Origin of the sequence: Actibacterium pelagium (genome assembly GCF_002285415.1) — a bacterium.
Lineage (GTDB): Bacteria > Pseudomonadota > Alphaproteobacteria > Rhodobacterales > Rhodobacteraceae > Actibacterium_B > Actibacterium_B pelagium.
Window position 1 is genome coordinate 159,656 of sequence record NZ_NSBU01000006.1, and the last position, 25,621, is coordinate 185,276.

General features: G+C 55.5%; 26 protein-coding genes. 18 read left to right on the forward strand and 8 right to left on the reverse strand.

The genetic code is table 11. From position 1 onward, the window contains the following. The first annotated feature begins 55 nt into the window (after window positions 1–55). The 4 genes from CLM58_RS07640 (at window position 56) to CLM58_RS07650 (ending at window position 3,645) form a co-directional block, all read left to right on the forward strand. The gene (locus CLM58_RS07640) at window positions 56–769 is read left to right on the forward strand and encodes a corrinoid protein (RefSeq protein ID WP_095595349.1); all 714 of its coding nucleotides are present in this window, start codon (window positions 56–58) and stop codon (window positions 767–769) included. Between the two features lie 7 nt (window positions 770–776). Then, window positions 777–1,091: a hypothetical protein gene (locus tag CLM58_RS16995; RefSeq protein WP_143226541.1), complete on the forward strand. Its 315-nt coding sequence runs from the start codon at window positions 777–779 to the stop codon at window positions 1,089–1,091. Between the two features lie 21 nt (window positions 1,092–1,112). Then, the gene (locus tag CLM58_RS07645) at window positions 1,113–2,693 is read left to right on the forward strand and encodes a trimethylamine methyltransferase family protein (RefSeq protein ID WP_095595350.1); all 1,581 of its coding nucleotides are present in this window, start codon (window positions 1,113–1,115) and stop codon (window positions 2,691–2,693) included. Between the two features lie 118 nt (window positions 2,694–2,811). Then, on the forward strand, window positions 2,812–3,645 hold the full coding sequence (locus tag CLM58_RS07650; RefSeq protein WP_095595351.1) for a methylenetetrahydrofolate reductase: 834 nt from the start codon (window positions 2,812–2,814) through the stop codon (window positions 3,643–3,645). Window positions 3,646–3,674: 29 nt separating this feature from the next. Here CLM58_RS07650 and CLM58_RS07655 read toward each other — a convergent pair whose 3' ends face one another. The 3 genes from CLM58_RS07655 to CLM58_RS07665 form a co-directional block, all read right to left on the reverse strand. Beyond that, window positions 3,675–3,914 carry a hypothetical protein gene (locus CLM58_RS07655; RefSeq protein ID WP_095595352.1) on the reverse strand — a complete coding sequence of 80 codons (240 nt, stop codon included), beginning with the start codon at window positions 3,912–3,914 and terminating at the stop codon, window positions 3,675–3,677. Further along, window positions 3,907–5,094 (reverse strand): aromatic ring-hydroxylating oxygenase subunit alpha, encoded by a 1,188-nt coding sequence (locus CLM58_RS07660; protein ID WP_095595353.1) that lies wholly within the window; start codon window positions 5,092–5,094, stop codon window positions 3,907–3,909. The genes CLM58_RS07655 and CLM58_RS07660 overlap by 8 nt, the downstream gene beginning before the upstream one ends. A gap of 95 nt (window positions 5,095–5,189) precedes the next feature. Further along, window positions 5,190–6,095 (reverse strand): LysR substrate-binding domain-containing protein, encoded by a 906-nt coding sequence (locus tag CLM58_RS07665; protein WP_095595354.1) that lies wholly within the window; start codon window positions 6,093–6,095, stop codon window positions 5,190–5,192. A 447-nt stretch (window positions 6,096–6,542) separates the two neighbouring features. On the opposite strand from CLM58_RS07665, the gene CLM58_RS07670 reads away from it, so the two are divergent. From CLM58_RS07670 to CLM58_RS07720, 11 genes are all read left to right on the forward strand, one after another. Then, complete coding sequence (locus tag CLM58_RS07670) at window positions 6,543–7,529, forward strand: LacI family DNA-binding transcriptional regulator (RefSeq protein WP_095595355.1); 987 nt, start codon at window positions 6,543–6,545, stop codon at window positions 7,527–7,529. A gap of 135 nt (window positions 7,530–7,664) precedes the next feature. Continuing rightward, entirely contained in the window at window positions 7,665–8,954 is a 1,290-nt protein-coding gene (locus tag CLM58_RS07675) for an extracellular solute-binding protein (protein WP_095595356.1), read from the forward strand. 114 nt (window positions 8,955–9,068) lie between these two features. Then, complete coding sequence (locus tag CLM58_RS07680) at window positions 9,069–9,956, forward strand: carbohydrate ABC transporter permease (protein ID WP_095595357.1); 888 nt, start codon at window positions 9,069–9,071, stop codon at window positions 9,954–9,956. Further along, on the forward strand, window positions 9,956–10,789 hold the full coding sequence (locus CLM58_RS07685) for a carbohydrate ABC transporter permease (RefSeq protein WP_095595358.1): 834 nt from the start codon (window positions 9,956–9,958) through the stop codon (window positions 10,787–10,789). The genes CLM58_RS07680 and CLM58_RS07685 overlap by 1 nt, the downstream gene beginning before the upstream one ends. Window positions 10,790–10,831: 42 nt before the next feature. Next, the gene (locus CLM58_RS07690; protein WP_268236444.1) at window positions 10,832–12,145 is read left to right on the forward strand and encodes a glycoside hydrolase family 32 protein; all 1,314 of its coding nucleotides are present in this window, start codon (window positions 10,832–10,834) and stop codon (window positions 12,143–12,145) included. Continuing rightward, entirely contained in the window at window positions 12,138–13,115 is a 978-nt protein-coding gene (locus CLM58_RS07695; protein ID WP_095595360.1) for an ABC transporter ATP-binding protein, read from the forward strand. The genes CLM58_RS07690 and CLM58_RS07695 overlap by 8 nt, the downstream gene beginning before the upstream one ends. Before the next feature lie 196 nt (window positions 13,116–13,311). Further along, window positions 13,312–13,827 (forward strand): GNAT family N-acetyltransferase, encoded by a 516-nt coding sequence (locus tag CLM58_RS07700; protein ID WP_095595361.1) that lies wholly within the window; start codon window positions 13,312–13,314, stop codon window positions 13,825–13,827. Between the two features lie 285 nt (window positions 13,828–14,112). Further along, window positions 14,113–14,880 (forward strand): ABC transporter ATP-binding protein, encoded by a 768-nt coding sequence (locus tag CLM58_RS07705; protein ID WP_095595362.1) that lies wholly within the window; start codon window positions 14,113–14,115, stop codon window positions 14,878–14,880. A gap of 33 nt (window positions 14,881–14,913) precedes the next feature. Continuing rightward, window positions 14,914–15,639 (forward strand): transporter substrate-binding domain-containing protein, encoded by a 726-nt coding sequence (locus CLM58_RS07710; protein ID WP_095595363.1) that lies wholly within the window; start codon window positions 14,914–14,916, stop codon window positions 15,637–15,639. A gap of 56 nt (window positions 15,640–15,695) precedes the next feature. Next, window positions 15,696–16,397 (forward strand): ABC transporter permease, encoded by a 702-nt coding sequence (locus tag CLM58_RS07715; protein ID WP_095595364.1) that lies wholly within the window; start codon window positions 15,696–15,698, stop codon window positions 16,395–16,397. Then, window positions 16,397–17,137: an ABC transporter permease gene (locus CLM58_RS07720; protein WP_095595365.1), complete on the forward strand. Its 741-nt coding sequence runs from the start codon at window positions 16,397–16,399 to the stop codon at window positions 17,135–17,137. The genes CLM58_RS07715 and CLM58_RS07720 overlap by 1 nt, the downstream gene beginning before the upstream one ends. A gap of 107 nt (window positions 17,138–17,244) precedes the next feature. Here CLM58_RS07720 and CLM58_RS07725 read toward each other — a convergent pair whose 3' ends face one another. The 5 genes from CLM58_RS07725 to CLM58_RS07745 form a co-directional block, all read right to left on the reverse strand. Beyond that, window positions 17,245–18,534 carry a TRAP transporter large permease gene (locus CLM58_RS07725; RefSeq protein WP_095595366.1) on the reverse strand — a complete coding sequence of 430 codons (1,290 nt, stop codon included), beginning with the start codon at window positions 18,532–18,534 and terminating at the stop codon, window positions 17,245–17,247. A 71-nt stretch (window positions 18,535–18,605) separates the two neighbouring features. Then, on the reverse strand, window positions 18,606–19,610 hold the full coding sequence (locus tag CLM58_RS07730) for a TRAP transporter substrate-binding protein (protein WP_095595596.1): 1,005 nt from the start codon (window positions 19,608–19,610) through the stop codon (window positions 18,606–18,608). Window positions 19,611–19,632: 22 nt separating this feature from the next. Beyond that, window positions 19,633–20,121 (reverse strand): TRAP transporter small permease, encoded by a 489-nt coding sequence (locus tag CLM58_RS07735; RefSeq protein ID WP_095595597.1) that lies wholly within the window; start codon window positions 20,119–20,121, stop codon window positions 19,633–19,635. Window positions 20,122–20,165: 44 nt separating this feature from the next. Continuing rightward, window positions 20,166–21,302: an FAS1-like dehydratase domain-containing protein gene (locus tag CLM58_RS07740; protein ID WP_095595367.1), complete on the reverse strand. Its 1,137-nt coding sequence runs from the start codon at window positions 21,300–21,302 to the stop codon at window positions 20,166–20,168. Between the two features lie 38 nt (window positions 21,303–21,340). Next, window positions 21,341–22,900, reverse strand: a complete 1,560-nt coding sequence (locus CLM58_RS07745; RefSeq protein ID WP_095595598.1) for an acyl-CoA synthetase — start codon at window positions 22,898–22,900, stop codon at window positions 21,341–21,343. A gap of 149 nt (window positions 22,901–23,049) precedes the next feature. Here CLM58_RS07745 and CLM58_RS07750 point away from each other — a divergent pair, with 149 nt between their 5' ends. Genes CLM58_RS07750 through CLM58_RS07760 form a run of 3 tightly spaced genes read left to right on the forward strand, consistent with a single transcriptional unit; the run spans window position 23,050 to window position 25,478 of the window. Continuing rightward, complete coding sequence (locus tag CLM58_RS07750) at window positions 23,050–23,835, forward strand: IclR family transcriptional regulator (RefSeq protein WP_095595368.1); 786 nt, start codon at window positions 23,050–23,052, stop codon at window positions 23,833–23,835. Between the two features lie 3 nt (window positions 23,836–23,838). Next, window positions 23,839–24,261, forward strand: coding sequence for a PaaI family thioesterase (locus CLM58_RS07755; RefSeq protein WP_229666227.1), 423 nt, complete (start codon window positions 23,839–23,841; stop codon window positions 24,259–24,261). Continuing rightward, on the forward strand, window positions 24,258–25,478 hold the full coding sequence (locus CLM58_RS07760; RefSeq protein WP_095595369.1) for a CaiB/BaiF CoA transferase family protein: 1,221 nt from the start codon (window positions 24,258–24,260) through the stop codon (window positions 25,476–25,478). Before CLM58_RS07755 ends, CLM58_RS07760 begins: the two co-directional genes overlap by 4 nt. Window positions 25,479–25,621 lie beyond the last annotated feature (143 nt).

Genomic DNA, 25,621 nt, shown 5'->3' on the forward strand with positions numbered 1-25,621 from the left:
ATCGTGGAACAAGGGGCGTGTTAGCACACCGAAAATGTAACTGGATAATTTGGCCATGACTGAAGAAGACGACATTGATCTGGCATCCTTGGCAGACGAGGATTTGGTCTCGCAGATGCATGACGACCTTTACGATGGGTTGGCTGACGAAATCGTCGAAGGCGTAGAAATACTGCTTTCTCGAGGTTGGGGCGCCGACAGGGTTCTGAACGATGCGCTGGTCGAGGGGATGGGCATCGTCGGAATTGATTTTCGCGATGGTATCCTATTCGTGCCCGAGGTTCTTCTGGCCGCAAAAGCGATGAAGGCAGGTATGGCAATCATCCGGCCTATTCTGGCCGAAACCGGTGCGGAACCGATGGGTAAAGTCGTCATTGGAACCGTCAAAGGTGACATCCATGACATTGGCAAGAACTTGGTCGCCATGATGATGGAAGGGGCCGGGTTTGATGTAATAGATCTGGGCATCAATTGTGATGTGGAAGCCTATCTTTCAGCCCTTGAAGAGCATCAGCCAGACATTCTGGGGATGTCGGCGCTTTTGACGACAACGATGCCCTATATGAAAACCGTCATCGAGGCCCTCAACGAACGCGACTTGCGGTCAAAATATATCGTGCTTGTTGGTGGTGCGCCGCTTGACGAGAATTTTGGAAAAGCGATCGGTGCAGATGGCTATTGCCGGGATGCCGCGATTGCTGCGGAAATGGCAAAACAAATGGTCACCGCCAGAAGACAGCAGTCTGAGCCTTCCAGAATGCGGGCTTAAGATATCGATGCAACGGCTTAACCAAGACATCGGATACGGTGTCGTGTCTTTAACCCAGTGCCACAGAAGATCAGAGCGGACGGATCGACACCGCCGCTTTGTCGTTGCCGCAGAGAATTTACTGCGGGGTCGCCAGATTTCTGATTATCTAGGGGAAGAAGATGCATCTGCCGAACAATTCGCAGCCGAGTTGGAGGCAAGGTATTCAGGCGTTCCTGCTGGGAAACCTGCAAAACCCAATGGCTTTGCGGATGTTGGAGCCAAAGGCTCTGAAAAACCAAACTGGTTGAGCATGGCAGATCTATCAGAGGATTTTGCATGACGGTCACGTCAACAATTGAACATGTCTTTAAGGGAGACAGAAGTGTCTGAAACAACTGACGCAAAAGCAGCCGGACGCAGGGGGCGACGCGGCGGCGGCCGGGATGCGCGGCGCGCTATTCGTAAATCCGCGGCAGAGGTTCACAAGCCCTTTGTGATCCGGAAACTTAAGCCGTTCGAGATCGTCGATGAGGCTGGCCTGAAGATCATCGAAGATAACGCAGATACGATTCTGGAACAGGTCGGCGTTGAAATACGCGACGCGCCGCATGCGATAGAACGGTTTGTCAAAGCCGGTGCGAAAGCGGATGGCAATCGCGTCAGATTCCCAAAGGGCATGTGCCGGGAAATCATTCAAAAATCTGCGCCTGCGGTTTACACCCAGCACGCCCGTAACCCTGCAAGGAATGTTCAGATTGGGGGCGATACGACGGTATTCGTGCCGAACTATGGCTCTCCTTTTGTGCATGACCTGGACAATGGGCGACGTTACGCGACGCTGAATGATTTCGAAAACATCGTGAAGCTCGCATATATGTCACCCCATATGCACCACAGCGGGGGAACCGTTTGCGAGCCGGTCGATATTCCGGTGCCGCTTCGTCACCTCGACATGGTGTATTCCCACCTTCGCTACAGCGACAAACCCTTCATGGGATCTGTGACAGCCGGTGAAAGAGCGGCCGACAGTGTCGAGATGGCCCGCATCGGTTTTGGCGGTGATCTGGCGGATCGCACGGTCATGACAAGCCTGATCAACGCATCGTCACCCCTGGTTTGGGACGCGACGATGCTGGACGCGGCAGAGGTTTACGCCAAGAACAATCAAGCCTGTATCATTACGCCATTCATTCTGGCGGGTGCGATGTCGCCTGCAACCGCGGCCGGTGTCGCGGCGCAGTCTTTGGCCGAAGTTCTTGTGGGCATTGCATTCACCCAATTGGTCCGTCCGGGCGCACCTGCAATTTTCGGGTCATTCGCCAGCTCGATGTCGATGCAGTCAGGCGCGCCGACATTTGGCACGCCCGAACCGGCCATCATCCTATATACCGTTGCAGCGCTGGCGCGGCGCCTTGGCGTTCCGTTCCGGTCGGGTGGGTCGTTGACCGCCTCTAAAATTCCGGATGCTCAAGCCGCGTATGAATCTGCCTCTACGCTGATACCCAGCATGATGGGCGGCGTGCACTTTGTTCTTCATGCCGCTGGTTGGCTGGAGGGCGGGCTGGCCGTCGGATACGAGAAGTTCATCCTTGATTGTGACCAATTGGGTGCCATGGCGAAATTCGCGGATGGTCTTGATCTAAGCCCCAACGGTCAGGCGATGGAGCCTTTGCTGAACCAGCCACCGGGCGAGCATCATTTAGGAACAGCCCACACCCTGCAGAATTTCGAAACCGCTTTCTACCGGTCTGAAACAGCTGACAACAACAGCTATGAACAGTGGTCGGACGAGGGGGGCTTGGACGCCGCCAAGCGTGCGAACAAAATCTGGAAGAAGCAGCTTGCTAACTACGAAGCGCCGCATCTCGACGAAGCCATTGACGAAGAGCTGAAGGACTTTGTGGCCCGGCGTAAATCTGAAATCGACGCTGGAGGCGAGTGACCCTCGAACCCTTAAGAAATGATCGGATCAACAGATGGTAGACCTTCAAAGCAAAGCATCATCTCTCTTTTCGTCTGGGTCTAAGTCCGCGAAGTCGAGCAGTTTGGCATCACCGGAAATGAAGCGTCTGGTTTCAAACCTTCACTACGAAGTCATTCCGATGAAGTCTTTGGATCAGGCGATCAGTGATCTGCCGCGGGAAAGTACCGTGTCGGTCACGTGCTCTCCGGTCAAAGGGATCACTGCGACACAGGAAATCTGTGACAGGTTGCTGGATCTTGGTCACCATCCGATTCCTCATTTCGCGGCCCGAAAGGTGGAAAGCCACGCGCATACCAAGGCGCTTGCGGAATGGGTGCGAAGCCGGGAACTTTCCGATGTTTTCGTGGTTGGCGGAGATGCGCCCGAACCCGCAGGTCCCTATGCCAGAGCCTATGATTTTATTCGCGATTTCATTGACGCAGGGCCCACGGTTCGGCGGCTAGGAGTAACAGGATATCCTGACGGTCATCCCTTGATTAAGGCAGACGTCATCGATGAAGAGTTGATCCTGAAAGCGACGTTGCTGAAAGAAGCGCAGATAGACGGATGGGTCTCGACCCAGATGTGTTTCGATGAGGGGGCGATCAGAAGCTGGATTTCCAGAATTCGCGCTGACGGTGTCGAGCTGCCCATCCATTTGGGCGTCGCGGGCATTGTCGACAAGGCGCGGTTGATGACCTTGGGCACCCGACTGGGTATCGGCGCGTCGATGAGGTTCCTGTCTCGAAACCGCTCGGCAATGTTTAAACTGTTTGCGCCGGGGCGCTTTGACCCCTCCGACATGGTGGCAAGTTTCGCGGCTGATGCAGACCAATTGGGGGTCGATGCATTGCACGTGTTTACGTTCAACGCAGTGGATGAAACGCGCATGTGGCAAGCGGCAATATTGGACAGAGAAACGAGCGAATAGCATGGGCGCGAATGGCGCCCCATTGCGTGTCAAAGTTCAATTAGGTTCGCGCGTCCATGTTGGGCCAAGCGCTTGTTGAGGGCTTTTGCTTCCGAACAGCCAGCCTCGAGTGCAAAAACGAAAGCGTGGGTCAGATAGAAACAGGCCGCGTCAATGTCTTGTTCAGCCTCGGCGTCATCACCGGCGATAGTATAAAACCGCACCAAGTCATCCATGTCGTGGCGTGCATGTGCGTCCAGAATGGCTTTTTCGAGGGCATCTCTATTCATCGTCAGCGTCTTCCAGAAAAGGCGATCTTTTCCGGCGCCCGTATTCGACCTGCGTCGCAACCCAGTGGTGGAAGTTATGCGTCGGTCCATCCATGACCGGAGAGAAGCGCCCGCCATCAAAAAATTCAGCGTGACGCCCCTTTTGCATTCCCTCGACCACGAAGACATCTTCTTCGAATACCGCGCTCCAAAGGGCAGCGTTCTGTTTGCGCAACTCGGCCTGTGAAGATGTTTCGTTGGGATCCTCTGCATAGTAAAGCGCGATGGATTCCATTGTGGTTTCGATCCCAGTGGGGTGAACAATGATGGCAAAAGCATGGTCCCGATGCACCCCCAACAGCACATTGGGGTAGACCGCGACGTATTCAGCGCCCTGATCCCACTTTTCACTAAGGCCATCGAAGTCCTTCAGCCGGTCTCTGTCGTCGCTTTCGATCTGACGGTAAACCACCGTGCCTTGCCCCGCGAAATTCTGGGCCTCGTCGATATTGTAGTGGTCCTCCAGCCGCGAGTAGCTGTTCAGCCCCGGATGCACCCAAGGCAAGTGATAGCTTTCGCAATAGTTTTCGACCGCCAATTTCCAGTTTGTCTTGAGGTTCAGTTCCAGCGTCTGGCCGTCCCCGCCATAGAACATCGGCTGATCGAACTCCGTCCAACGGTCGATGAGAACGGCATGCTCAGTTTCGAAGTCTTGCGCATCGCCATCCACATTCACGAAGATGACATCGCGCCAGACATGAGACCGTATTCGAACGAGGCCAAGCTCTTCGGTGTCGATATCTTCATGTGTGTTTTGGCCCGGTCCGCCAATATGCGGGGTGGCGCGCAACCTGCCGTCCAAGCCGTAGCACCAACTGTGGTAAGGGCAGCGGATCGCGCCGCCAATCTTCTTTGGTTTGTCGACCAGGATCATGCCGCGATGACGGCAGGTGTTCTGAAATACACCGATGTTGCCATCGCGATCCCTTACCAAAAGCAGGGGCATTCCCAGAAAGTCCACCGGCTTGGCGTCGCCAGCCTCGGGTATGTCTTTGCCAAAGCCGACGCCCGACCAGTTTGCAAAGAGAACCGAACGCTTTTCTTCGTTAAAAACGTCGGCATCAATATAGTGTTCGTTCGGGAGGCCATTGGCCTTATTTACCGTGCTCAGAACCGACGAAAGTGACGTTCTATGGTTCATCGAACTCTCCGAGGGGGTGTGTAGGGGCACTGTTACTTGGAAATGATCTGCCTGCGCCTTCAATAGTAGAAAAGTTCAATTACGGGTTACTTGAACTAAACTGAAGGTTGGGTTGCCTCTGTCAGTATCCAATCTTTAAGTTTCAGGGCATTTGGCGACAGCTCCTCATCTGGAAGCCCTGCTAGAAAAAACTCTTTCGGGGCGGGCAGGCTATGGTTGCCCACCACCACCAGCTTCCCGTTATCAAGCATGGGTTGGATCAGTCGTTTCCAGCCCAATGCTATTCCAGCCCCCTTCTGCGATAGCTGCAGCGCCACGGAATAGCTGGTGACGCGCGTTCCTTCGGAAGTCTTTCCCGTATAGCCAAGTTGCTGAAACCACTCCGCCCATGTTGTCCAAGACTGGTTGGCTGAATCCAGATGGATCAGGCGCTGTTTTGCCAAGTGTGAAAGGGAACAGTCCGCCAATTGTTTGGCTGTTTCGGGTGTTGCGACTGGCACCAGACGATCCCGATATATCGGCGTTTGCTGCAAAGAACTGTCTGCGTTGCGTCCATAACTAATGAAGAAATCATAATCGCGCGTGTTTTGGAAAGGCCGATCTTGCGTAATCTGATGCACATTCAAATCCGGATACTCTCGCCAGAAATGAATGAGCGCAGGGGAAAGCCAGAGCGCAGCAACGGCGGTGGTGGACCCGACTTTGACGGCGTTGCTTTCTCCATCCTGTCGGATTTTTGCCAGCTCCCGAGAAATCTGTCGAAAAGAAGTCGAGAGCGCCTGATAAAGCCCCAGACCTTCGCGCGTCAGCTCCACGCCCCTGTGTTTTCGCCGAAATAGGGACACGTTCAACTCAGCTTCAAGTGCTTTGATCTGGTGGCTGACGGCGCCGGGGGTGACCGACAATTCCTGAGCCGCGTCTTTGAAGCTTAGGTGCCTGGCCGCTGCTTCAAAAGCTGACAAGGTCGTCAGCGGGGGCAATCCGTAATGACGTCTGGACATTGAAGATGCCTCGTTGGGTTAAGACAGTTCAACTTAACATATGTAATTAACGGATCGATGGTTTCTTGTCACTGGCTTCTAACTATCCGGTGGGGTATCGATTGCTGTGTGTTTCGATAGGGGCGGAATTTCTTTGGCCCGTTTCCATATCTTTCAGTGTTCTACTAATCGAAATGGCCCAAAGATTTCCGCTGAGGCCCTGCCTTTATCTGGGCCCAAACGGCGGCACGTCGGACCGTGGTTGGCGGCACGGGTCGGGGTGAGGAACTCTATGCGTGGCCCGCTGAAACTAGATTTGGATGACAATTCGACATTGACCGAATTGGGGTATTGGTCGATTTATTGGGCATTGGAGGCTTAAGTTTGTCGTTTATTGGCCGCATTGTCCTTACACAGGATTTTCAGAACGGTTCCTTAATGCAGGCGACCCTGACGGAGATTTAACTTGTGACGACCCAACGCCACATCGCCAAACTTGCGAAGACGTCCCTAAAGACCGTTTCGCGGGTCATAAACAAAGATCCGTTGGTGAATGAAAAGACCCGCAAGCGGGTCGAGAAAATTATCGCCGATGTTGGCTACCAGCCCAGCCAAGCTGCCAGAATGGTGCGCTCGCAGACGTCCAATATCGTTGGGTTTGTCGCAGATCGGGTTGCGACGACGCCGTCTTCGATTGACTTGATCAGGGGCGCGCAGGACGAGGCTTGGGACCGCGGCAAGCATATGATGCTGTTCAATATCGAAGAGGGTAAGGACAGTGCGACGCTCGCCGCGCAGCAATTGTCGGCGTTTCGTGCTGAGGCCATCATCCATGCAGCAGTATTTCATCAGAAGGTATCGGTCGCGGCCGGAGACATTCCTTATGTGCTTCTGAACTGTTTTGAGGAAGAAACCCGATTCCCAACCGTGGTTCCAGACGACGCGCGTCTTGCTTATGACCTTACAGAACGCGTTTTGTCGGCGGGCTACTGTCGACCATTGTTCCTAAACTTGGCCAGCAATATCGTCGCTTCAGGTCTTCGTGCGCGAGGGTTTGTCGAGGCAGGAGAGGTGCGCGGAATTGATCTGTTTGACCGGGTCGTAGAAGCTGCTGTGCCTGATGCAGAGGGCATCAGCTATCTGACGGATCAAATTTTACCGGCGGCCATGAAGAGTGATAATCCGCCAGATGTCATCGTCTGCGGTCAGGATCTCATGGCGATCGGAGTTTACTCTATCCTACAAGGGCTTGGGTTGAAAATCGGGCAAGATGTTGCTGTGGTTTCGTTTGATAACCTCATGCCGCTCGCCGAACTTATGGTTCCTGGGCTGACCACCGTCGAGCTTCCCTATTACGATATGGGAAGGGCAGCGATGGCGCTGGCTATCGATGGTCAGGAAGAGCCCAGAATTCACCGTCTGCACGGTCGTATCGCGGAACGCCAGTCCTTGTGATTTCAAAGTTGTAGCTCGCGTTCAAACCATTCAAAATTCAAACAGTGTTGACATCAAGAGAGACTTGGGTCACAAAATGTCTCACGTAAGACAATTTTGGATCAAGCGAGCCAAACGGTTCTGGGAGGACGGATAATGAAACATATTCTTACGGCGGGTGCTGCTTTGGCCGCAGGTATTGCGGGGCAGGTTCAGGCCGGTGAACTGACTGCGTGGGTTATGGATGCTGCGGCTGAAAAGCCGTATTTCGCACAGCTCGAAACAGCTTTTAACGCGGCGCATTCTGCCGATGGGATCACGCTCGATGTCGTGCCTCTGCCAAGCTACAATGACGCGTTGCAGGCGGCGACGGTCGATCGGAGCTTGCCGGACATCATTTTGGTCGATGGTCCGAATATGGCTTCGATGGCTTGGGCTGGTACGCTTCAGCCGATTGGCCATTTGGTAGAGCCAGAATTGCTCGAAGACATGTTGCCCGTCGTCAAGGCGCAGGGAACATACGGACCTACTGGCGAGATCTATTTCCTAAGCCAGTATGACTCGTCGGTTATCCTGTGGGGCAATCGAGCCATGCTCGAGGCTGCAAATGTCCGCATTCCTACATCCGTCGAAGATGCGTGGACACGGGATGAGATGGCCGCTGCTCTTGAGGCTCTTGCCGAGGTTGACGGCGTAAAGTGGCCGCTGGACATGAAGCTGAACTACGGCGCTGGCGAATGGATGACCTATGGTTTTGCACCGTTCATTCAGTCCAACGGTGGCGACTTGATGAACCGCGTAACATGGCAAGCGGATGGGGCGTTAAACGGCCCGGAATCCGTCGAAGCGATCACCGAGATTCAAAACTGGTACCGCAATGGCTGGATTGTGCCAGCGAGCGCGGGTGACAACCAGTTCTATGGAGAAAAATCGGCTGCCTTGTCTTGGGTGGGCAACTGGATGTGGCCTCCGCATTCTGAAGGGTTGGGCGAAGATCTGGTCTTCATTCCGGCGCCAAAATTTGGTCCTGAAGGTCCGAAGGCACCCAACGGGGGATGGGGTTGGTCTGTTCCCGCATCGACAGAAAATCTGGATGATGTGAAGGTCTTTCTCGACTTTGTGATGTCGGCAGAACAGGTGGCCAAATATGCGGATATCACCGGTTTTGCACCGGCACGCGCAGCCGCTGTTCCTCTTTCGGAAAAGTATGGCGGTGACGGACCGCAGTCACTGTTCTTGGATCAGGGCAATTGCTGTGCAGTTGTTCGCCCGGTGCATCCGGCCTATCCGGTGATTACACTGTCTTGGAGCCAAGCGATGCAAAACATCCTCTCGGATGGCCTTGCGGATGTTCAGACAGAGCTTGATGCCGCAGCGCGCGCGATCGATCTTGAGATCGAAGACAGCCAAGGCTACCCGCCCTTTAACGCTGTTTCATCGAACTAAGTGTGCTCCAATTGACCATGAAGATCAGCCCGGGTCTCCGGGCTGATTTGTTCCCTAGGTGGTCGTAGACAACCTGCCCAAAAGAACCGTCCCGACTTTCGGAGGAGTCGTCCCATGTCGACTAAATCACGCGACAAGCGCCAGCAAATGTTGATGCTCGCTCCCGCGCTAATCTTCCTAGGCCTTCTGATTGTTGTGCCATTTTTCATGTCGATCGGTCTGTCTTTCACCGACCAACGACTGGTTCCAAGGCCAATTCCAACACGGTTTGTTGGGTTCACGAATTACGAACGGCTGTTTGATGACCCGTTGTTTTGGAAAGCGGTAGGTAACACAGCGCTCTTTGCCGCTTTGGTCGTGCCGTTCCAGCTTTTCATTTCCCTGTCGGTCGCCTTGGTGTTGAACACAGCACTCCCGTTCCGCGGAATGTTTAGGGCGATTTCGGTTTTCCCGCTGCTTCTGCCGATGTCTGTCGTGGTGGCCATTTGGGCCGTGATTTATCGCATTCCCACCGGACCGCTGAATGCGATCTATCAATTCTTTGCGGGGTCAGAGGCCTATATCGACTTCATCGGCTCGTCGTCTACGGCGATGGTCTCACTGGTCGTTTTGTCGGCTTGGGCCACATTCCCCTACCAGATGCTGATCTACCTTGCAGGGCTGCAAGACATCCCCGGTGACCAATATGAGGCTGCGCAGTTGGATGGCGCGAATGCTTGGCAGAGGTTCTTGTACGTAACCTGGCCGGGATTGCGTAACGTAAATATCTTCCTGCTCATCATCACGACGATTCAGGCGCTCAAGCTGTTCACTCAGGTCTCTATCATGACCAAGGGTGGGCCCAACGGCGCGACGACGACAATCATCTATTACCTGTTCCAGCAGGGCTACACGACGCAGAAGGTCGGCTATGCCTCGGCGGTGGCCGTCATCTTCTTCTTGGCAGTTGTGTCTATCGCGCTGTTGCAGCGCATCATCCTGAAAAATGAAGGAGAGACGTGATGCGTCGCAGTTCTCTTCCGCTTGTCTTCGCCGGCATCACTGCACTTGGTGTGATGTTGCCTTTGATGATGATGGTCACTGTCAGCCTGAATCCGGACGAACAGGATATCCTCATCTCGATGGGGTCTATCAAGTCCTTCATCCCGCACGAGTTTTCACTGAAGAACTACGCTGACATCTGGCTTGATCCGCAGCAACCGTTTGCCCGGACAATGATGAATACGCTCATCATCACTCTGTCCACGCTTTCACTGTCGATCTTGTTCAACTCGATGGCCGCCTTTGTGCTGGCGCAAGGAACCTTGGGTCTTCGAAAGCCGGTATTGCTTCTGATTGTTGCGACGTTGGCTGTGCCTGCTGAAAGCCTCGTTCTGCCGCAGTTGATGATGGCCGCGTGGGCTGGGCTGATTGATACCTATACCGTTCAGGTGCTGCCGGGAATTGCGCATGCGATGTCTATCTTCCTGTTTTATCAGTTTTTTTCGCGGATACCGAAAGACCTGATCGAAGCCGCACGGTTGGATGGGTTCAGCTTTTTCCAAGTTTGGCGCTACATTGCCATGCCTTTGTCCAAGCCGGTGATCTCGGCGGTTGCCATTCTGCAGTTCTTGGAAGTTTGGAATGCCTACCTCTGGCCCGTGATGGTTACGCGTGGTCCGGAAGTGCGCCCGCTAACCGTTGCTATGGCGTCTTACTTCGGAACCAACCAGCGCATTCCTTGGGGTGACGTCATGGCTTTCTCGGTGTCGATGGCTGTGCCCGTCATCATCTTCTTTCTCATCATGCAGCGCCAATTCATCGCTTCGGTTATGAACTCGGGCGTCAAAGGTTAACAAATGTCGGAACTACATCGACCCAATCTCCATTTCAGTCCGATGAACGGTTGGATGAACGACCCAAATGGCCTGATCCGGCTGGATTCCGTCTGGCACATGTTCTTCCAGCATCATCCTGACGGTATCGACCATGACGACATTCATTGGGGCCATGCCGTCAGCCATGACTTGTTGTCTTGGGAGGAAAGGCCAATAGCGCTTGCGCCCGACCAGATGGGAACCTGCTTTTCGGGTAGCGCGGTGGAAACGCCAGATGGTGACGTCAAGATCTTCTACACGGCGCACTCGCTGACACCGGAAGGGCGTGATCACCAGGTGCAGTGTTTGGTTCATGCAGATCGATCGCTAACCAAATCTGCGCGGGATTACCGAAACCCCATTCTTCCGAACCCTGGGCGTGAAGCGTTTCGCGATCCCAAAGTGATCTGGCACGAGCAAACCTCTCGCTGGATCATGCTGGTGACTTTGGGGCAGGAGATCGGAATTTATTCCTCAACAGACCTCGTCGACTGGCGCTTCGAAAGTCGTTTTGGCGAGGCGGATATCTCGTACCGCGGTGGCGTTTGGGAATGCCCGGATTTGTTGCGGTTCGACGACGGCGACGGTGGCGAAGTCTGGGTTTTGATCGTGGGGGTACAGTCAGGGGCGGCCAATGGCGGGTCCGGCACCATGTACTTCATTGGGGATTTTGACGGCCAACGTTTTGAAAATCACGGTGATCCAGATCAGATGCTGTGGATGGATCGCGGTCGGGATTTCTATGCCGCGCAAGGATTTTTTGACCGGGCTGGTGGTGAACCGGTCGTCATGGCGTGGATCAGTAACTGGGACTATGCACGAGAGACCCCGACAAAGGCGTTTCGCGGTGTGATGTCGCTGCCGCGCATCCTTTCTTTGGTGAATACGCCAAAGGGAAGACGACTGCGCCAAAACTTGCCGGAACAGGTATTGAACAAGCTGAAATCCTCTTCTGTGTCATCCGGAACATACGGTTTCGCGAAAACGTTTGAAATGGTGGAGGGTGATAGGACCGCAATCCTCCTCTTTGGTTCGGAAACGCCTCAGTTCGTGCTGTCGCGCAAAGCCGCAGCGACCGGTGTAATTCACTGCCATCGAGACGAACACCCCGATATGCAGAATTTCGGCCATGATCTAAGCATCGAATTCGATTGGCCCATGGAAGAGACTCTTGAGCTTCAATTCTATGTGGATCGCGGTGTTGTAGAGCTGTCCGCTATGGACGGAACGCTTTGGGTGACAAACCTTTTCTACCCAGAGGATCCGGGTGGCGAAGTCCGCATTTTGCCGAACAAAAACACAACCACGCAATTAAAGGAGATCGTCCATGGCTGACGTCCGTTTCACCCGATTCCGTAAGGCGTTTGGTTCAGTTGAAGTTATTCCCGAACTTGACCTGCATGTGCCAGACGGTTCTTTCACGGTTCTGGTCGGTCCATCGGGCTGTGGTAAGTCCACCTTGTTGCGATCGATAGCCGGCCTTGAAGAGGCAAGCTCTGGTGCGATCGAAATCGGTGGTGAGGATGTCACGCACCTCGACCCGGCAGAGCGGGGTGTCGCGATGGTTTTTCAAAGCTACGCGCTCTACCCACATATGACGGTACGCGAGAACATTGGGTTTGGCTTGAAGCTTTCCGGCTTGCCCAAAGAGGAGATTGCCGCGCGGGTTGAAGAGGCCGCATCGACCCTGCAACTGACCCATTTGCTTGAAAGGAAGCCCAAGGCGCTTTCCGGAGGGCAACGGCAGCGCGTCGCGATCGGCCGCGCGATTGTTCGCAAGCCTCGCGTGTTCCTGTTTGATGAACCCTTGTCGAATTTGGATGCCTCATTGCGTGGACAAATGAGGGTGGAATTGGCCGAACTTCACAGTCGTCTGGGCGCAACGATGGTCTACGTCACACATGATCAGGTCGAAGCGATGACCCTCGCTGACCAGATTGTTGTGTTGAATGGCGGCAAGATTGAACAGGTCGGAGCGCCTATGGAGCTCTACCAAAAACCGAAAACACCGTTCGTGGCGGGTTTCATCGGGTCGCCCACCATGAATTTCGTCGAAGGTGCGCCCGCAAAAGCGCTCGGCGGGGCCAAGATCGGCATTCGGCCAGAACATATTGATATTACCCAGGGTGGCGGCATGTGGACCGGTCAACTGCGCCATGTTGAACACTTGGGGGGCGAAACACTTGCCTATGTCGAAGTGCCGGGGATTGGCAGCATGACCGTAAAGCGCGAAGGCGATACGCAGTGGGAACCGGGTCAGCAGGTGCATCTCACACCAAGAGAAGGCTGCCTTCACGTCTTTTGACGCTTCCCCAAAATTTAGCCACAAATATTTGAACCGGCTTGCTACACTTGGGGTGAGCCGATCAAACCCGACGGCTGTCAGGGCAGGGCATGTTCGCGTGTGCTTAACGGCTCTGTCAGGCTGTTCTGCACCCCTAGGGCCGTTGTGGCTGGTGAGCCGAATTGATCGATGAGATGAAGGTATTTGGAAAAGACTTATGGCTATCTCCATAAAACTTGCGTCGAACGATTCTGAAGTAGAGCAAGTGCGCGACTTGTGCCGACAGTGGCTGGACTGGCATTGGGATAATTACCCATCGGACTGGCCAACAAAGGGAAACCCAATGGACCCCGAGCGCTTTGCGCAGGTTCTGCGGGACTTGCCAGAGCTGCACGCGCGACCACGAGGCGGTATCTTTATTGGGTTAGTAGACGATCAACCGGCTGGGTGTGTGATGTACAATGAACAATCCGCTGGTGTTGCCGAATTCAACCGTATGTTCGTAAGCGAGGCCGGACGTGGATATGGGGTGGGCCGACGCCTATTGAACCGGATGTTTGATCAGATGATCGAAGATGGTTACCAAAAGGTCATCTTCTCATCTGCAATTTTCCTGACACATGCCAGGGCGATGTATGAGGCGGCTGGATTTACGGACATGGCGCATCCTGACGGCTTCCCCAACGAATGGAAGCCTTATGTCTACTTCATGGAACGCCCGCTATTGGGTTGAAGCCGTCATTCAGGTACGCGGTCGTATCGTATTCTGGGCCCGATAAGGGGCACGGGACTGATTTCGCAGAAATGCTGGATATTTTGGTCGAACCGGATTATCCGCGTGGTTTGTTTGGTATGCTGGAGCGGGAGCGGTCAAAACGGTCCCGAATCCTTGATGCCGCCGCGTAAAGCTTGACCTCATCGTTTACAGACGATGAACATCAGTCGGTCCGCAGATCAAAGGCAAGCCGGGGACAGTTTCCCGCTTGTGTTTCTGCGCTAAAGAACAGGGAAACCATAGATGGGCGAAGCCATCATCCAAGTGCGTAATCTGCACAAGTCCTACGGCGATCTGGAGGTGTTGAGGGGCATCGACCTGACGGCGAACCGGCATGATGTAATCTCGCTGATCGGTGCATCAGGGTCGGGGAAATCCACCTTTCTGCGCTGCCTGAACTTGTTGGAAATCCCGACCAAAGGCGAAATCTTTGTGCAGGGCCGCCGCATGCCCTTGTCGAACCCTGAAAACGGGCCCGCCAAGGTGACGTCAGAGCGAGAATTGCGGGAAATCCGCGCGCAACTTGGTATGGTGTTCCAGCAGTTCAATCTGTGGAACCATATGACGGTTCTGGAAAACGTGATCGAGGCCCCAATCCGTGTGTCACGCAAGTCAAAGGCCGAGGCGATAGCGCATGCGCAGGAACTCTTGGATCGGGTTGGCCTGTCAGCAAAGGCAGATGTCTACCCTAGCCAGCTTTCCGGAGGCCAGCAGCAACGTGTGGCCATTGCCAGAACCCTTGCCATGGATCCCAGTGTCATCTTGTTCGATGAACCGACATCGGCACTTGATCCAGAAATGGTGGGCGAAGTATTGGCGGTTATTCGCGACCTCGCTGGTGAAGGCCGTACCATGATCGTGGTTACCCACGAGATGGGTTTCGCCCGAGAGGTTTCTACCGAGGTCGTTTTCCTTGATCAGGGACGTGTCGGTGAGCGTGGTGCGCCAGAGCAACTTTTTGGCGACCCTCAGACCGCCTCGTGCAAACAGTTTCTTAAAAAGGTCCTGTGACCTAACCAACCTAGCAACCAACGGGAAAAGAACATGAAAAAAACAGTTATGACCCTCGCGCTTCTTGCCGCGACCCCCGCCATGGCAGAGCCTCTGCGTATCGCCACGGAAGGCGCTTACCCTCCGTTCAACGAAGTCAATGCAGCGGGCGAGCTTGTGGGCTTCGACGTGGATATTGCCAATGCATTGTGCGCCAAGATGGAAGCAGAATGCGTCATCGTCGCACAGGATTGGGACGGCATCATTCCGGGCCTGACCGCAGGTAAATACGACGCGATCATCGCTTCTATGTCGATCACGGAAGAGCGCCTGCAAACCGTCGATTTCACCGATCCGTACTACAGCAACTTTCTGGTGGTTGTTGCCAAAGACGGGTCCGGTGTGACGTCTGAAAATGTCAAAGAATATTCGGTTGGCGCACAGCGTTCGACCATCGCGGCCGTCTGGGCTGAAGAGCAGATGGGCACCCGCGGTGACCTGCGACTTTACGATACCACCACAGCCTCTTTCGCGGACCTTGAAGCAGGCCGCATTGACGCGTTCGTTGCTGACTATTTCCCGGCCGTTGAGTGGCTGAAGGATAATGCTGGCTTCTCGATCGCTGGTGATCGTATCGATATCGACGACAAGATCGGCATTGCCATCCGTCAGAACGAAGGTGAGCTGAAGGATGCGCTGAACGCGGCGCTGAACGGGATTATCGCTGATGGTACTTACGGCGAAATCTCGACGCAGTATTTCGGCGTAGACATCTACTGATCTAACTTCGGGGCGGCGATCTATTTCGCCGCCCCAACAAGCGGGATGTTGAGGGCATGTTCGAGCTTTTAAGCTTCGGCGATTCCGGATGGGGCGACGACCTTATAATCGGGGCTTTGCTGACCATTCGTCTGGCGCTGGCATCCTTGTCGCTTGGGCTTTTGTTCGGGCTGGTGCTGGCGATGATGAAATTGTCGCGGCTCGCACCGGCTCGCTGGCTGGCCGAGGCCTATACGCTTTTTATTCGCGGTGTGCCCGAATTCCTGATCCTGCTGATGGTGTTTTTCGGCACCGAGAAAGCGGTTGCCACAGTTGGACAGTGGCTGGGTTTTGAAACCACGTTTGAAGTTCCCAAATTTGCTGCCGCGGTCGCGGGGCTTTCCGCCATTTTTGCGGCCTATTGCTGCGAGGTGATCCGGGGCGCTTATCTTGCCGTGCCCAAGGGCCAGATCGAGGCTGGGCTGGCCGTTGGCATGTCACGCTGGCAGATATTTCAGCGCATTCGCGTGCCGCAGCTGTGGCGCTTTGCCTTGCCGGGCTTAGGGAACCTTTGGCTTGTGATGTTGAAGGATACCTCGCTTGCCGCCGTGCTGGCGATTGACGAACTTCTGCGCGTCGCCAAGGTCGCGGGCGAAGCAACACGTAACCCGCTGCTGTTCCTATTGGCCGCAGGGCTTCTGTATCTGATCATGACGGCGGTTTCTGACCATCTGCGTGCGCGAATGGAAAAACGGCTTAACCGTGGGATGGCGCGCTAGTGGGTTATCAGGACATTAAATACGCGGTATCCGATGCGGTTTGCCTTTTGGCGCAGGATACGACCCCCGCCAGTTTCGCAAAGTATTGCCCGCGCTATATCGACGGGATTCTGGTGACAGTAGAGCTTTTGCTCCTGTCGTCGTTTATTGGGTTTTTCATTGGGGCGCTGGTCGCGGTTGGGCGTGTCTCGGGTGGGCCGTCCGTGCGCTCGCTGGCTTGGGCATGGTCTTATGTGTTCCGTGGCACGCCGCTTCTTGTGCAGCTTTGGATCGTCTACTTCGGGCTTGGCTCTCTTGGGGAAGAACAGCTTGGGGTGCTTTGGCCGTTCTTCAAAAGTGGATGGGCCGTGGGTTTGGCCGTGCTGACCATCAACACCTCTGCCTATATCGCTGAAATCTTGCGCGGAGGTCTGGCCACATTGCCACCGGGCCAATACGAGGCCGCCGTATCCTGCGGCATGTCGCGCGGGCAGGCCATGCGCCGCATTTTGCTGCCACAGGCAATCCGTGTGGCGTGGCCCGCCTATGGCAATGAACTGATCCTTTTGATGAAAGGTTCCGCGCTTGTATCGACCATCACAGTCATGGACCTGATGGGGCAAACGCGCTCGGTGTTCGCCCGGGGCTATGCGATGGAAACCTATGCCTATAGCGCGGTTCTTTACCTGCTGCTTGCGCTGTTCCTAACGCTGCTTCTGAAGATGGTCGAGCGGCGATTGAGGGTCGGCGGTTACCCCTAGATCTGCCTCGCAAAGCTGGGAGATCTGGTGGGAAAGCGCAAAGGCACTTTCCCGGCAAGGGTCATCTTCAGTTTTCTGGGATCAAAGCAGATCGCCAGTCGCAATCTCTATTTCAGCATCAAGGATGGCAGCCATAGGGTGATCTGCGGGAAGCATAGTAGCAACACCAGAACCAACACCTCCATCAAGAGGAAGGGTACGACCCCCTTGAAGATCGTGCGCAGCGGAACACCTGTCTGGGCCGAAGCGACATAGGCGTTTAAGCCCAAGGGTGGCGTCAACAGACCGATCTCGACGGTTTTGGTTACCACGATCCCAAACCAGATCGGATCGTAACCAAGCGCCATTGCGGTTGGAAATGCGAGCGGCATCGACAATGACAGGATCGCCAGTTGATCCATGAACATGCCCATCACCAGCAGGATCAAGACCATGAAGATCAGGATCGCCTCGCGCGGCAGTTCCGTGGTCGAAGTGAATTCAAGAAGAGAGTGGGTGATCCGTGTGAATACGAGGTAATTGGCGAAGATGGCCGAGCAGGTCACGATCGTGACGATCATCACCGTCGCACGGATCGCACCAGAAACCGAACGATTGAAGGCGCTAAAGCTAATCGTGCGTTGTGCGAGAATGATAAGCAAAGAGCCCATCACGCCCAATGCAGCAGCCTCGGACGGAGAGGCGATACCCCCGTAAATGGCCCCGATCACGGCCACCATAAGCAGGGCCATCGGAATAATATGGCGGCTGGCACGGGCGGCTTTGCCAAGATCAAACGGATCACCCTTGGGGGCTTGATCGGTGCGCATGGCGATGAACTTGATGACGACAGCAAGTCCAGTGGCCGTCAGCAAGCCCGGGACGATACCTGCGATGAACAGCTTGCCGATCGAAGTTTCGGTCAGGACGCCATAGACCACCAGAACGATCGACGGTGGTACGACAACGGCAAGTGTGCCGCCGACACTGACCACCGCTGCGGCAAGGCGATCGGCATAATTGTGGTTGCGCATTTCCGGATAGGCCGAGGCAGCCATCGCAGCGGTTGAAGCTGTCGAGCTGCCGACAAGCGCTGCAAGGATGACCGAAGCGGCGACCGTTGCCATCGCCAACCCGCCTTTGACATGTCCGATCCAGGACTGGCAGGCAAAGATGGCGCGCCGGGTCACATCTCCTGATGTCAGAAGTTCGGCCATCAGAATGAACAGTGGGATCGCCACCAGGATGAACGAGGAGGAACTGTCAAAGAAGGCACGTTCCAGTACGGCGAATGCCGGGCGCCAGCCAAGTTGCAGGGCAAGGCCAAAGAACCCGACTAGCCCCATGGCAAAGGCGATGGGCATCCGAAACACCATGAACAGGGCAAGCAAAGCAAGAAGGGCAATAAAAGTCAGCATCGTCGTGGCTCGATCTATTTGAAGACCGGGGGGCGCTAGGGGCCACCCGGTTCGTTTTTGTCTGGACGGTGTTAGTTCGAGGTCAGCGAACGATAGCGGTTCAGCACCGCGTGCGAGCCTTCACCACCGATGCGGGTTTGCCAGTCTTCGCCAACGGCTTTCATGCTGTCGCGCAGGGCGGCCAGTTCATCGTTGGAAAGATCGTAAGTCTCGATACCTTGCGACTTCCACTCAGCCAGAAGGCCCTCAACCGAGTCATCCTGCGCTTTGGCAACATGGGTGGCCGTTTCGTCACCTAGTTCGATCATCTTGGCCTGCACATCCGCAGGCAACCCATTGAACAGGTCGGTGCGCACCGCCATGACAAAGCTGTAGCCGCCAAAAGATCCGTTGGTGGAGATGTGGCTGACCACCTCATTCAGCTTGTAGCCGGGGACAGATGCCAGCGGGAACAGCACGGCATCCAGACGGCCACGTTCAACGGCGGTATAGACTTCGGGGCCCGGGATCGAGATGCCGACAGCCCCCATCGAGCGTGCTGTCATCGCTTGGGTGGAGCCCGAGGTGCGGATGTCTAGGGCCGCCCAGTCTGCCGGGGCGCCAAGGCGTTTCTTGGCAAGAACCTGATAAGGCGGCAGCACGAAGCCGAAGATCGGTGTTACGCCAGCGGCCAGAAGTTCATCGCGCAGCGGACCTTCCTTCAGCATGGTTTGCAACGCGGCGGTGCCTTGTGAGGCGGACCCGTAAAAGCCGGGCAGGCCAACGACCGAGTTCAGCGGCAGCGCCTCGGCATGATACAGCACCCCAAGAAGCGCGACATCAAGGATACCGTTGTTCACGGCATCAAGCTGGGCTTTGGACTTGGCTGCCTGTTGCGAGGGGAAGTGCTGGAACGTAACCGCCCCATCGGTCGCCTCTTCTACGGCTGTCATCCAACGCGTCGTGCCTTCGACCGACACGATGTGACTGGTCGATTGGAAATCACCAAGCCGCAGGGACTCGGCCTTGACGGGCATGGCCGCCACGCCAAAGGCCATGATGGCAGATAAGGTACAAAGCTTCTTCAAGTTGTTCATTTCATTTCCTCCCATTTGTTGATTAGCGGGTGAGATCCGGTTCCGAAGAACGGAACACATCGTGGATCAGCCGCAGGACCAGCACGCCGCAACCAAGAGGCGCGACGGCATAGGCCCACCCAAGCGGCCAGTCGATGACGCCGTATTCGATCTCGTTATGCGCGAAGGCACCCCAAGCGAATTTGGCGGACATGTAGGTGACGCAGGCGAAGAAGGCGGCCGGCAGCAAAAGCCGCGCCTTCTCGACCACGAGCCCGAAAATCCCAGGAAGGGTTTCAGGGCCAATATCCAGCGCCAGGTGACCTCCATCCCGAAAGACCCGGGACAGGGACAATGTTGCCAGCGCAGGCATCAGGTATAGTTCGGTCAATTCGAACTGGATCTGGACCGGGCGGTTCGCGATTAGACGCAACAGGATGTCGGCGTTTATTAAAACCGCGACCCCGACCAGCCCGAGGCACCCGGCAAGATGCAGGGTATCCTCGACCTTTCTCAGTATTTTCTCGATCACGTTCAAACCAGCCTCCCTACCGGTTGAAGTGAGCTGCCTGCGCCTTAACGCTTGGGCAGCTCGACGATGGCGGACCCGACAGCAGACATCTCTCCGTCCTGCTGTTCAGCGCGCTGCTGAATTTCCAGCAGATAACGCCCGTCTTCTTCGAACTTGCGGATGACCGTGCCGTGAATCAGGATGATGTCGCCTTCAGGGTTGTGCCGGCGCACTTGGCACTTTGCCTGACGCAGGAACCCGTCATCGCCCATCCAGTTGGTGATCTGATGGGTCAGCCACGAGGTGCGCTCTGGGCCGTAGTCATAAGCGCCCGGTGCGCCAACTTCGAGGGCAAACTCTTCTTCCCAGTGCACGCGTTCGGGGCAATCGGGAATGCCATAGCGGTTCTTGGGGCCCGCAGAGGGGTGTTTCTGTTGCAGCTGCCACGCCAGTTTGTTGGCACGAATGTACAGACCACCCCAGCCTTGGGCATAAGCAATAAAGCCCGTGGCGGTCATCGGACCTTTGACCATGGTGGGCAGGTCTTCCCCTTCGGCCACATCATCCCAGTAACGGGTCTCAGCACCGCGGACTTCTTCCTGTTCGTAGTACTTGTAGTACTCGTCCAGTTCGCCCTGGGTCCAAACTTTGCGGCCCTTCTCTTTGGCTTCGGTGTATTTCGTGCCGTTTTCTCGTGCCGCATCGCGGTCGGTGCGGAAGCACCAGCTATCGGCATCAGCCAACAGGTCGCCAGTTTTCGCGTCGTAGAAATCGACGTGATAAATTTGCTGAATGGCCTTGCCGGCGAAGCGCGTGTCGTGCTCGATCAGGTCTTTCAGATAGGCCTCGGTGCGAAACTCGGTATTGCGAGAAATGGTCTTGTGCCAATTCCAGTTGGCGCCTGACCACATGGCATGCACACCCGGAAGGCCACCCACGTAGCCCGAAATGATCCGGTTGGTCGCGAACAGAAAGCTCGGCAGCGCAATAACGTCGCCGTATTTCGTTGTCTTGGCGTATTCCGGGTCACACCAAAGCGGGTTGTCATCACCAATTCCGTGAGCGTAGTGGCGGATGTTGTCGCGGGTGGCCTCATAGCACCAGGGTTCAACCGTTTTCTCGATCTTCACCCCGACGCGTTTGCGAAGGTCGTCGAGCCCTTCCTCGGTAATCCGTGGGAATTTTCGGGTCATATCATTCATCTTGTTTTTCCTCCTAATTTGGTTCCGGCGCGCGAGCGTCAGCTCGCAGCTTCCAGGCGTTTGGCTTGCTGATCTCTCAGGATTTTGCGGTTCACCTTGCCTGCCGGTGTCTTTGGCAACTCGGTGACAAACTCGATCTGTCTGGGGTATTCGTGACGTGCCAGCTTGGATCGGACATGCTCTTGAATGCTTTCTTTGAGCCCGTCCTTCTCGTCCTGCTTAAGGATGATGTAGGCTTTGACGATCTGGCCTCGCAGTTCGTCCGGGGCACCGATCACGCCGCATTCGGACACATCTGGATGGCTTAGGACGGCGTCCTCGACTTCGACAGCGCCGATGGTCCAGCCCGCCGAGATGATCACGTCATCGGCACGACCGCCGTGATAGAAAAACCCGTCTTCATCGACGCGACCGAGGTCCTTGGTCGGGAACCACTCGCCCGCTTTCTTGACCATCAATTCGCCGGTCTCGCCCGGATCCGCGGGCGATCCGTCGGCTCTTTGAACCTGCACTTCAACACCCGGAACGGCCTTGCCCATGGCGCCGTCGCGCACTTCCAGATCATTGGCACCCGGGTAGTTGGCGATGATCACGCCAATCTCGGTGGTGCCATACATCGAGCGCACCTTCGTGCCGAACACGCGCTCGACAAAGTTGGCCGTTTCGCTGTCGATTGGCTCGCCGGTGAAAGACAGCTTGTCGAAATGATATGTAAAGTCTTCCGCCCGGCCCGAATTGCGCATCATCCGGTAATGCGTCGCGGCCGCCGTCAGGTTGGAAATTTCGAAGTCCTGCAATGCCTCGAGTAGGCGCACCGGGTCAAATTTGCCTGAGAACGTGCCAGTCGACACGCCAAGCGCCAGCGGTGCCAAGGTGCCGTGCCAGAAGCCGTGACCCCAGGCAGGCGATGAAGGGCAGAAGAACCGATCCCCCTGTCGAATCCCGGTGGCATAAAGCGCGGCCACCATCAGCGTGACGATGGAGCGGTGATTGTGTTTTACCGCTGCCGGAAGCTGTCGCGTCGTGCCGGAAGTGTATTGCAGGACGGCCAGATCATTGGCCGCTGTGTTGCATTCGAAGGTACCGGGTAAGCCGTCCAGACTGTCGAGAAACGCCAGATCGGCGACGACCACGTTTTTCGCGCCGCCAGCTTCGGCTTCGGGTGCCTTCTCTTCGTTGGTGAAGAGGATTTTGGGTTGGCAGTCTTCGACGCGAAGACGAATGCCGTCCGGGCCGAATAGAGTGAACATCGGTACCGCGACCGCCCCGGCTTTCATTGCGCCGAACATTACGCAGTAGAATGGCAGAGAGGGTTCGATCATCACCGCAACCCGGTCGCCCTTGCCGATCCCTTTTGAAATCAGGAAATGCGCAACTTGCGACGAACGGCTCGACAATTCAGCAAAGGAAATGATTTCGTTTTCACCCGATGCGTGCGCAATGCGCAGAGCGGTTTCATCGCTGCCAGCGTGGCGGTCCACACACTCATGCGCGATGTTGAACTGTTCACGGTCGCCATCGAATAGCGCCCACAAGGCATCTTTCGAAAACTGCGTCTGAGCGTCCGCATAGGACGTGAATTCCGTCAGGCGCTGCATCGCCATTCCCCTTCATTTCGTCATTCAACAAGCTCGCCAATGCGACCAGCCCGTGTTCGTTGACAACGGTAGGGATCAGGATATGTTATTGTCAATACGCTATAATTGTTGTATCTAGACAATGAAATTAAGCGTTAAATGAGGGAAAAATGGCTGCGAAATCGACCGAAACAACGACCAAAAGGCAAGTGCCCGCCGTCACGCGGGCCGTTGCAATATTGAGGTTTCTGGCTCGTTCTGACGAACCGGTGGGGGTTAATCCCATCGCTCGTCAGTTGGATCTGGTTCCAAGCACTTGTTTGCACATTTTGCGCGTGCTGCAGGATGAGGGGCTTGTGGAATTTGATTCGAACACCAAGCGATATTCGATAGGAATCGGTATCCTGCCTCTGGCGCGATCAGCGCTTCAGAAGAATACGTTTTCGGTTCTGGTGCAGCCGCTTCTTTCCGAGTTGTCCGAGAAATTCGCCGTCACAACGATTGCCACCCAGCTGGCCGAGCCATCGCAAATGGTGGTGATCGCGCTGTCCCAGTCCTCGCTTCCATTCCGGTTGCAGGTCGATCTGGGAAGCCGTTTTCCCATTCTCATCAGCGCGACGGGTCGCCTGTTTGCCGCCTTCAATGTCTTGGACGTGGAAGAGCTGCATGCCAGCTTTGACAAGCTTAGCTGGGACCACCCGCCGAGTTTTGAAGACTGGGTGACCGAGGTCGAGGAAACACGCGCGCGTGGCTACGCGGTCGACCGGGGTAGCTATATCTCGGGGGTTACCGTGGTGGCCGTGCCGGTCTTCAACGCTGCCCAACAAATGGTTCGCTCTCTTGTGGCGATCGGCATTTCCGAACGGATGGACGACCGTCAGGTCACAGAACTCGCCCAGTCGCTACTGAAGCTGCGCGACAAGATCGAAACCATGCAAATCGAAACAGGGAGTTAGACGTTGCTGCAACCCGAAGAGCAAAACGGCTGGAAAGCACTTAAGGCCGGCCCGTATATGGCCAATATCGGTCCGGTGCTCAAAGCGAAGGCGCTGGATGGAACCACTCTTTACGGGTTGCAGACAGACAAGTCGCACTGCAACGCCATTGGCACGGTCCATGGTGGGGTTATGACAAGCTTGCTGGATCAGGCTCTTGCTGTCGAAGCTTGGAACTTGGCAAGCCGGCAACCAACCGTAACGCTGCAGATGGACACGCGTTTCACCAATGCGGCGAAAGCCGGTGACTTCCTTGAGGCCAGCGCCGTCCTGCGTCATGCGACGCGCAGCTTGCTTTTTGTTGATGCTGATCTGCACTGTGGCGACAGGTTGGTCGCCTCAGCCACTGCCGTCATGAAAATCGTTGCTCAGAAGGACAAGGCATGAATCCCCAGACAGAACAGACACGCACCGGACCGCTGGCGGGGATTAAAGTTCTCGATTTCTCACGGATCCTGTCCGGCCCTTATTGCAGTATGGTGCTGGCCGATCTGGGTGCCGAAGTCATCAAGGTTGAGCCCATTGATGGTGGTGACGATACCCGCAATTTCCCTCCTTTTAAGGGGCCGCTCAGCCATTACTTTATTGCCTTAAATCGCAGCAAACAGAGCATTGCCCTAGATTTGAAGAACCCTGATGGCGTCAAGATTGCCCGGGATTTGGCACGTCAATGCGACGTGGTTCTAGAGAACTTCCGCCCCGGTGTTATGGATCGGCTAGGCCTTGGCTATGATGTTCTGAAGGCTGAAAACCCGGGACTGGTATATTGCTCGATCACTGGTTTCGGACGTAAGAGCCCACATGGTGACAAGCCCGCCTTCGATATCGTTGCGCAGGCGTTGTCGGGTGTGATGAGCGTCAACCGAGAGCCTGATCAAGCCCCGAATAAGCTCGGCATTCCCCTTGGTGATATGGCGGGCAGCATCTTTTCCCTTTTCGGCTTGTTGGCCGCGCTGGTCGAGCGTGGTTCAACCGGGCAGGGCCGCCATGTGGAAATCGCTATGCTGGACAGCCTGATAGCGATGCAAGGGTATCTCTCTCAGATTTATTTTGTGACTGGCGAAAGCCCACAACCTGTCGGAACACGCCATCCATCCATCTTGCCCTATGGGTCTTATCCCGCAGCGGACGGGCATGTCATTGTCGCGTGCCTGACCGAGCGCTTTTGGCACAATTTCGCACGCTGCCTTGGGCGTGAGGACCTGATCACTGACGAGCGTTTTGGACAATACGAGAAGCGATTGGAAAATCGGGATGAGCTGGAAGAAATCATTTGTGGGATCATGAAACAGCAAACGGTCGACACTTGGCTTGACCGACTGACCGAGTTCGATGTCCCCAACGCCCCGATCCTTAGTATCGGGGGCGCATTGGAACAAGACCACGTGGCAGAGCGGGGGCTGATCGAAACGGTGTCCCACCCGGAAGCAGGTGAAATCAAACTGGTGCGTGGTCCGATCCTGTTTGACGGTGAAGGACCCGGGAAAGCACGTGCCCCGGCTTTGCTTGGTGAAGATACGCATGCGGTGCTGGGACAGTGGCTTGGGTATAGTGAGGCACAGATTGCAGAGCTTGAAAAAGCTGGTGCTATTGGGGCCGCGTAACTGTCTTAAATGCCTTCTAGGGCGAAAATCTCACGATGGGTTCCCCTACATTCATTGGGTGGGGTGAAAGTTACAGGTCCTTCCGTCGGCCCTGATGGTCGGAACCGGAAAGTGCCTTTCCAATTGGTCAAATCGGCTTTGCT

Bases quoted from the DNA above. Each gene is read 5' to 3' on its own strand.
- CLM58_RS07640 (WP_095595349.1), top strand. From the start codon at position 56: ATGACTGAAGAAGACGACATTGATCTGGCATCCTTGGCAGACGAGGAT.
- CLM58_RS16995 (WP_143226541.1), top strand. From the start codon at position 777: ATGCAACGGCTTAACCAAGACATCGGATACGGTGTCGTGTCTTTAACC.
- CLM58_RS07645 (WP_095595350.1), top strand. From the start codon at position 1,113: ATGTCTTTAAGGGAGACAGAAGTGTCTGAAACAACTGACGCAAAAGCA.
- CLM58_RS07650 (WP_095595351.1), top strand. From the start codon at position 2,812: ATGAAGCGTCTGGTTTCAAACCTTCACTACGAAGTCATTCCGATGAAG.
- CLM58_RS07655 (WP_095595352.1), bottom strand. From the start codon at position 3,914: ATGAATAGAGATGCCCTCGAAAAAGCCATTCTGGACGCACATGCACGC.
- CLM58_RS07660 (WP_095595353.1), bottom strand. From the start codon at position 5,094: ATGAACCATAGAACGTCACTTTCGTCGGTTCTGAGCACGGTAAATAAG.
- CLM58_RS07665 (WP_095595354.1), bottom strand. From the start codon at position 6,095: ATGTCCAGACGTCATTACGGATTGCCCCCGCTGACGACCTTGTCAGCT.
- CLM58_RS07675 (WP_095595356.1), top strand. From the start codon at position 7,665: ATGAAACATATTCTTACGGCGGGTGCTGCTTTGGCCGCAGGTATTGCG.
- CLM58_RS07680 (WP_095595357.1), top strand. From the start codon at position 9,069: ATGTCGACTAAATCACGCGACAAGCGCCAGCAAATGTTGATGCTCGCT.
- CLM58_RS07685 (WP_095595358.1), top strand. From the start codon at position 9,956: ATGCGTCGCAGTTCTCTTCCGCTTGTCTTCGCCGGCATCACTGCACTT.
- CLM58_RS07690 (WP_268236444.1), top strand. From the start codon at position 10,832: ATGAACGGTTGGATGAACGACCCAAATGGCCTGATCCGGCTGGATTCC.
- CLM58_RS07695 (WP_095595360.1), top strand. From the start codon at position 12,138: ATGGCTGACGTCCGTTTCACCCGATTCCGTAAGGCGTTTGGTTCAGTT.
- CLM58_RS07700 (WP_095595361.1), top strand. From the start codon at position 13,312: ATGGCTATCTCCATAAAACTTGCGTCGAACGATTCTGAAGTAGAGCAA.
- CLM58_RS07705 (WP_095595362.1), top strand. From the start codon at position 14,113: ATGGGCGAAGCCATCATCCAAGTGCGTAATCTGCACAAGTCCTACGGC.
- CLM58_RS07710 (WP_095595363.1), top strand. From the start codon at position 14,914: ATGAAAAAAACAGTTATGACCCTCGCGCTTCTTGCCGCGACCCCCGCC.
- CLM58_RS07715 (WP_095595364.1), top strand. From the start codon at position 15,696: ATGTTCGAGCTTTTAAGCTTCGGCGATTCCGGATGGGGCGACGACCTT.
- CLM58_RS07725 (WP_095595366.1), bottom strand. From the start codon at position 18,534: ATGCTGACTTTTATTGCCCTTCTTGCTTTGCTTGCCCTGTTCATGGTG.
- CLM58_RS07730 (WP_095595596.1), bottom strand. From the start codon at position 19,610: ATGAACAACTTGAAGAAGCTTTGTACCTTATCTGCCATCATGGCCTTT.
- CLM58_RS07740 (WP_095595367.1), bottom strand. From the start codon at position 21,302: ATGAATGATATGACCCGAAAATTCCCACGGATTACCGAGGAAGGGCTC.
- CLM58_RS07745 (WP_095595598.1), bottom strand. From the start codon at position 22,900: ATGCAGCGCCTGACGGAATTCACGTCCTATGCGGACGCTCAGACGCAG.
- CLM58_RS07750 (WP_095595368.1), top strand. From the start codon at position 23,050: ATGGCTGCGAAATCGACCGAAACAACGACCAAAAGGCAAGTGCCCGCC.
- CLM58_RS07760 (WP_095595369.1), top strand. From the start codon at position 24,258: ATGAATCCCCAGACAGAACAGACACGCACCGGACCGCTGGCGGGGATT.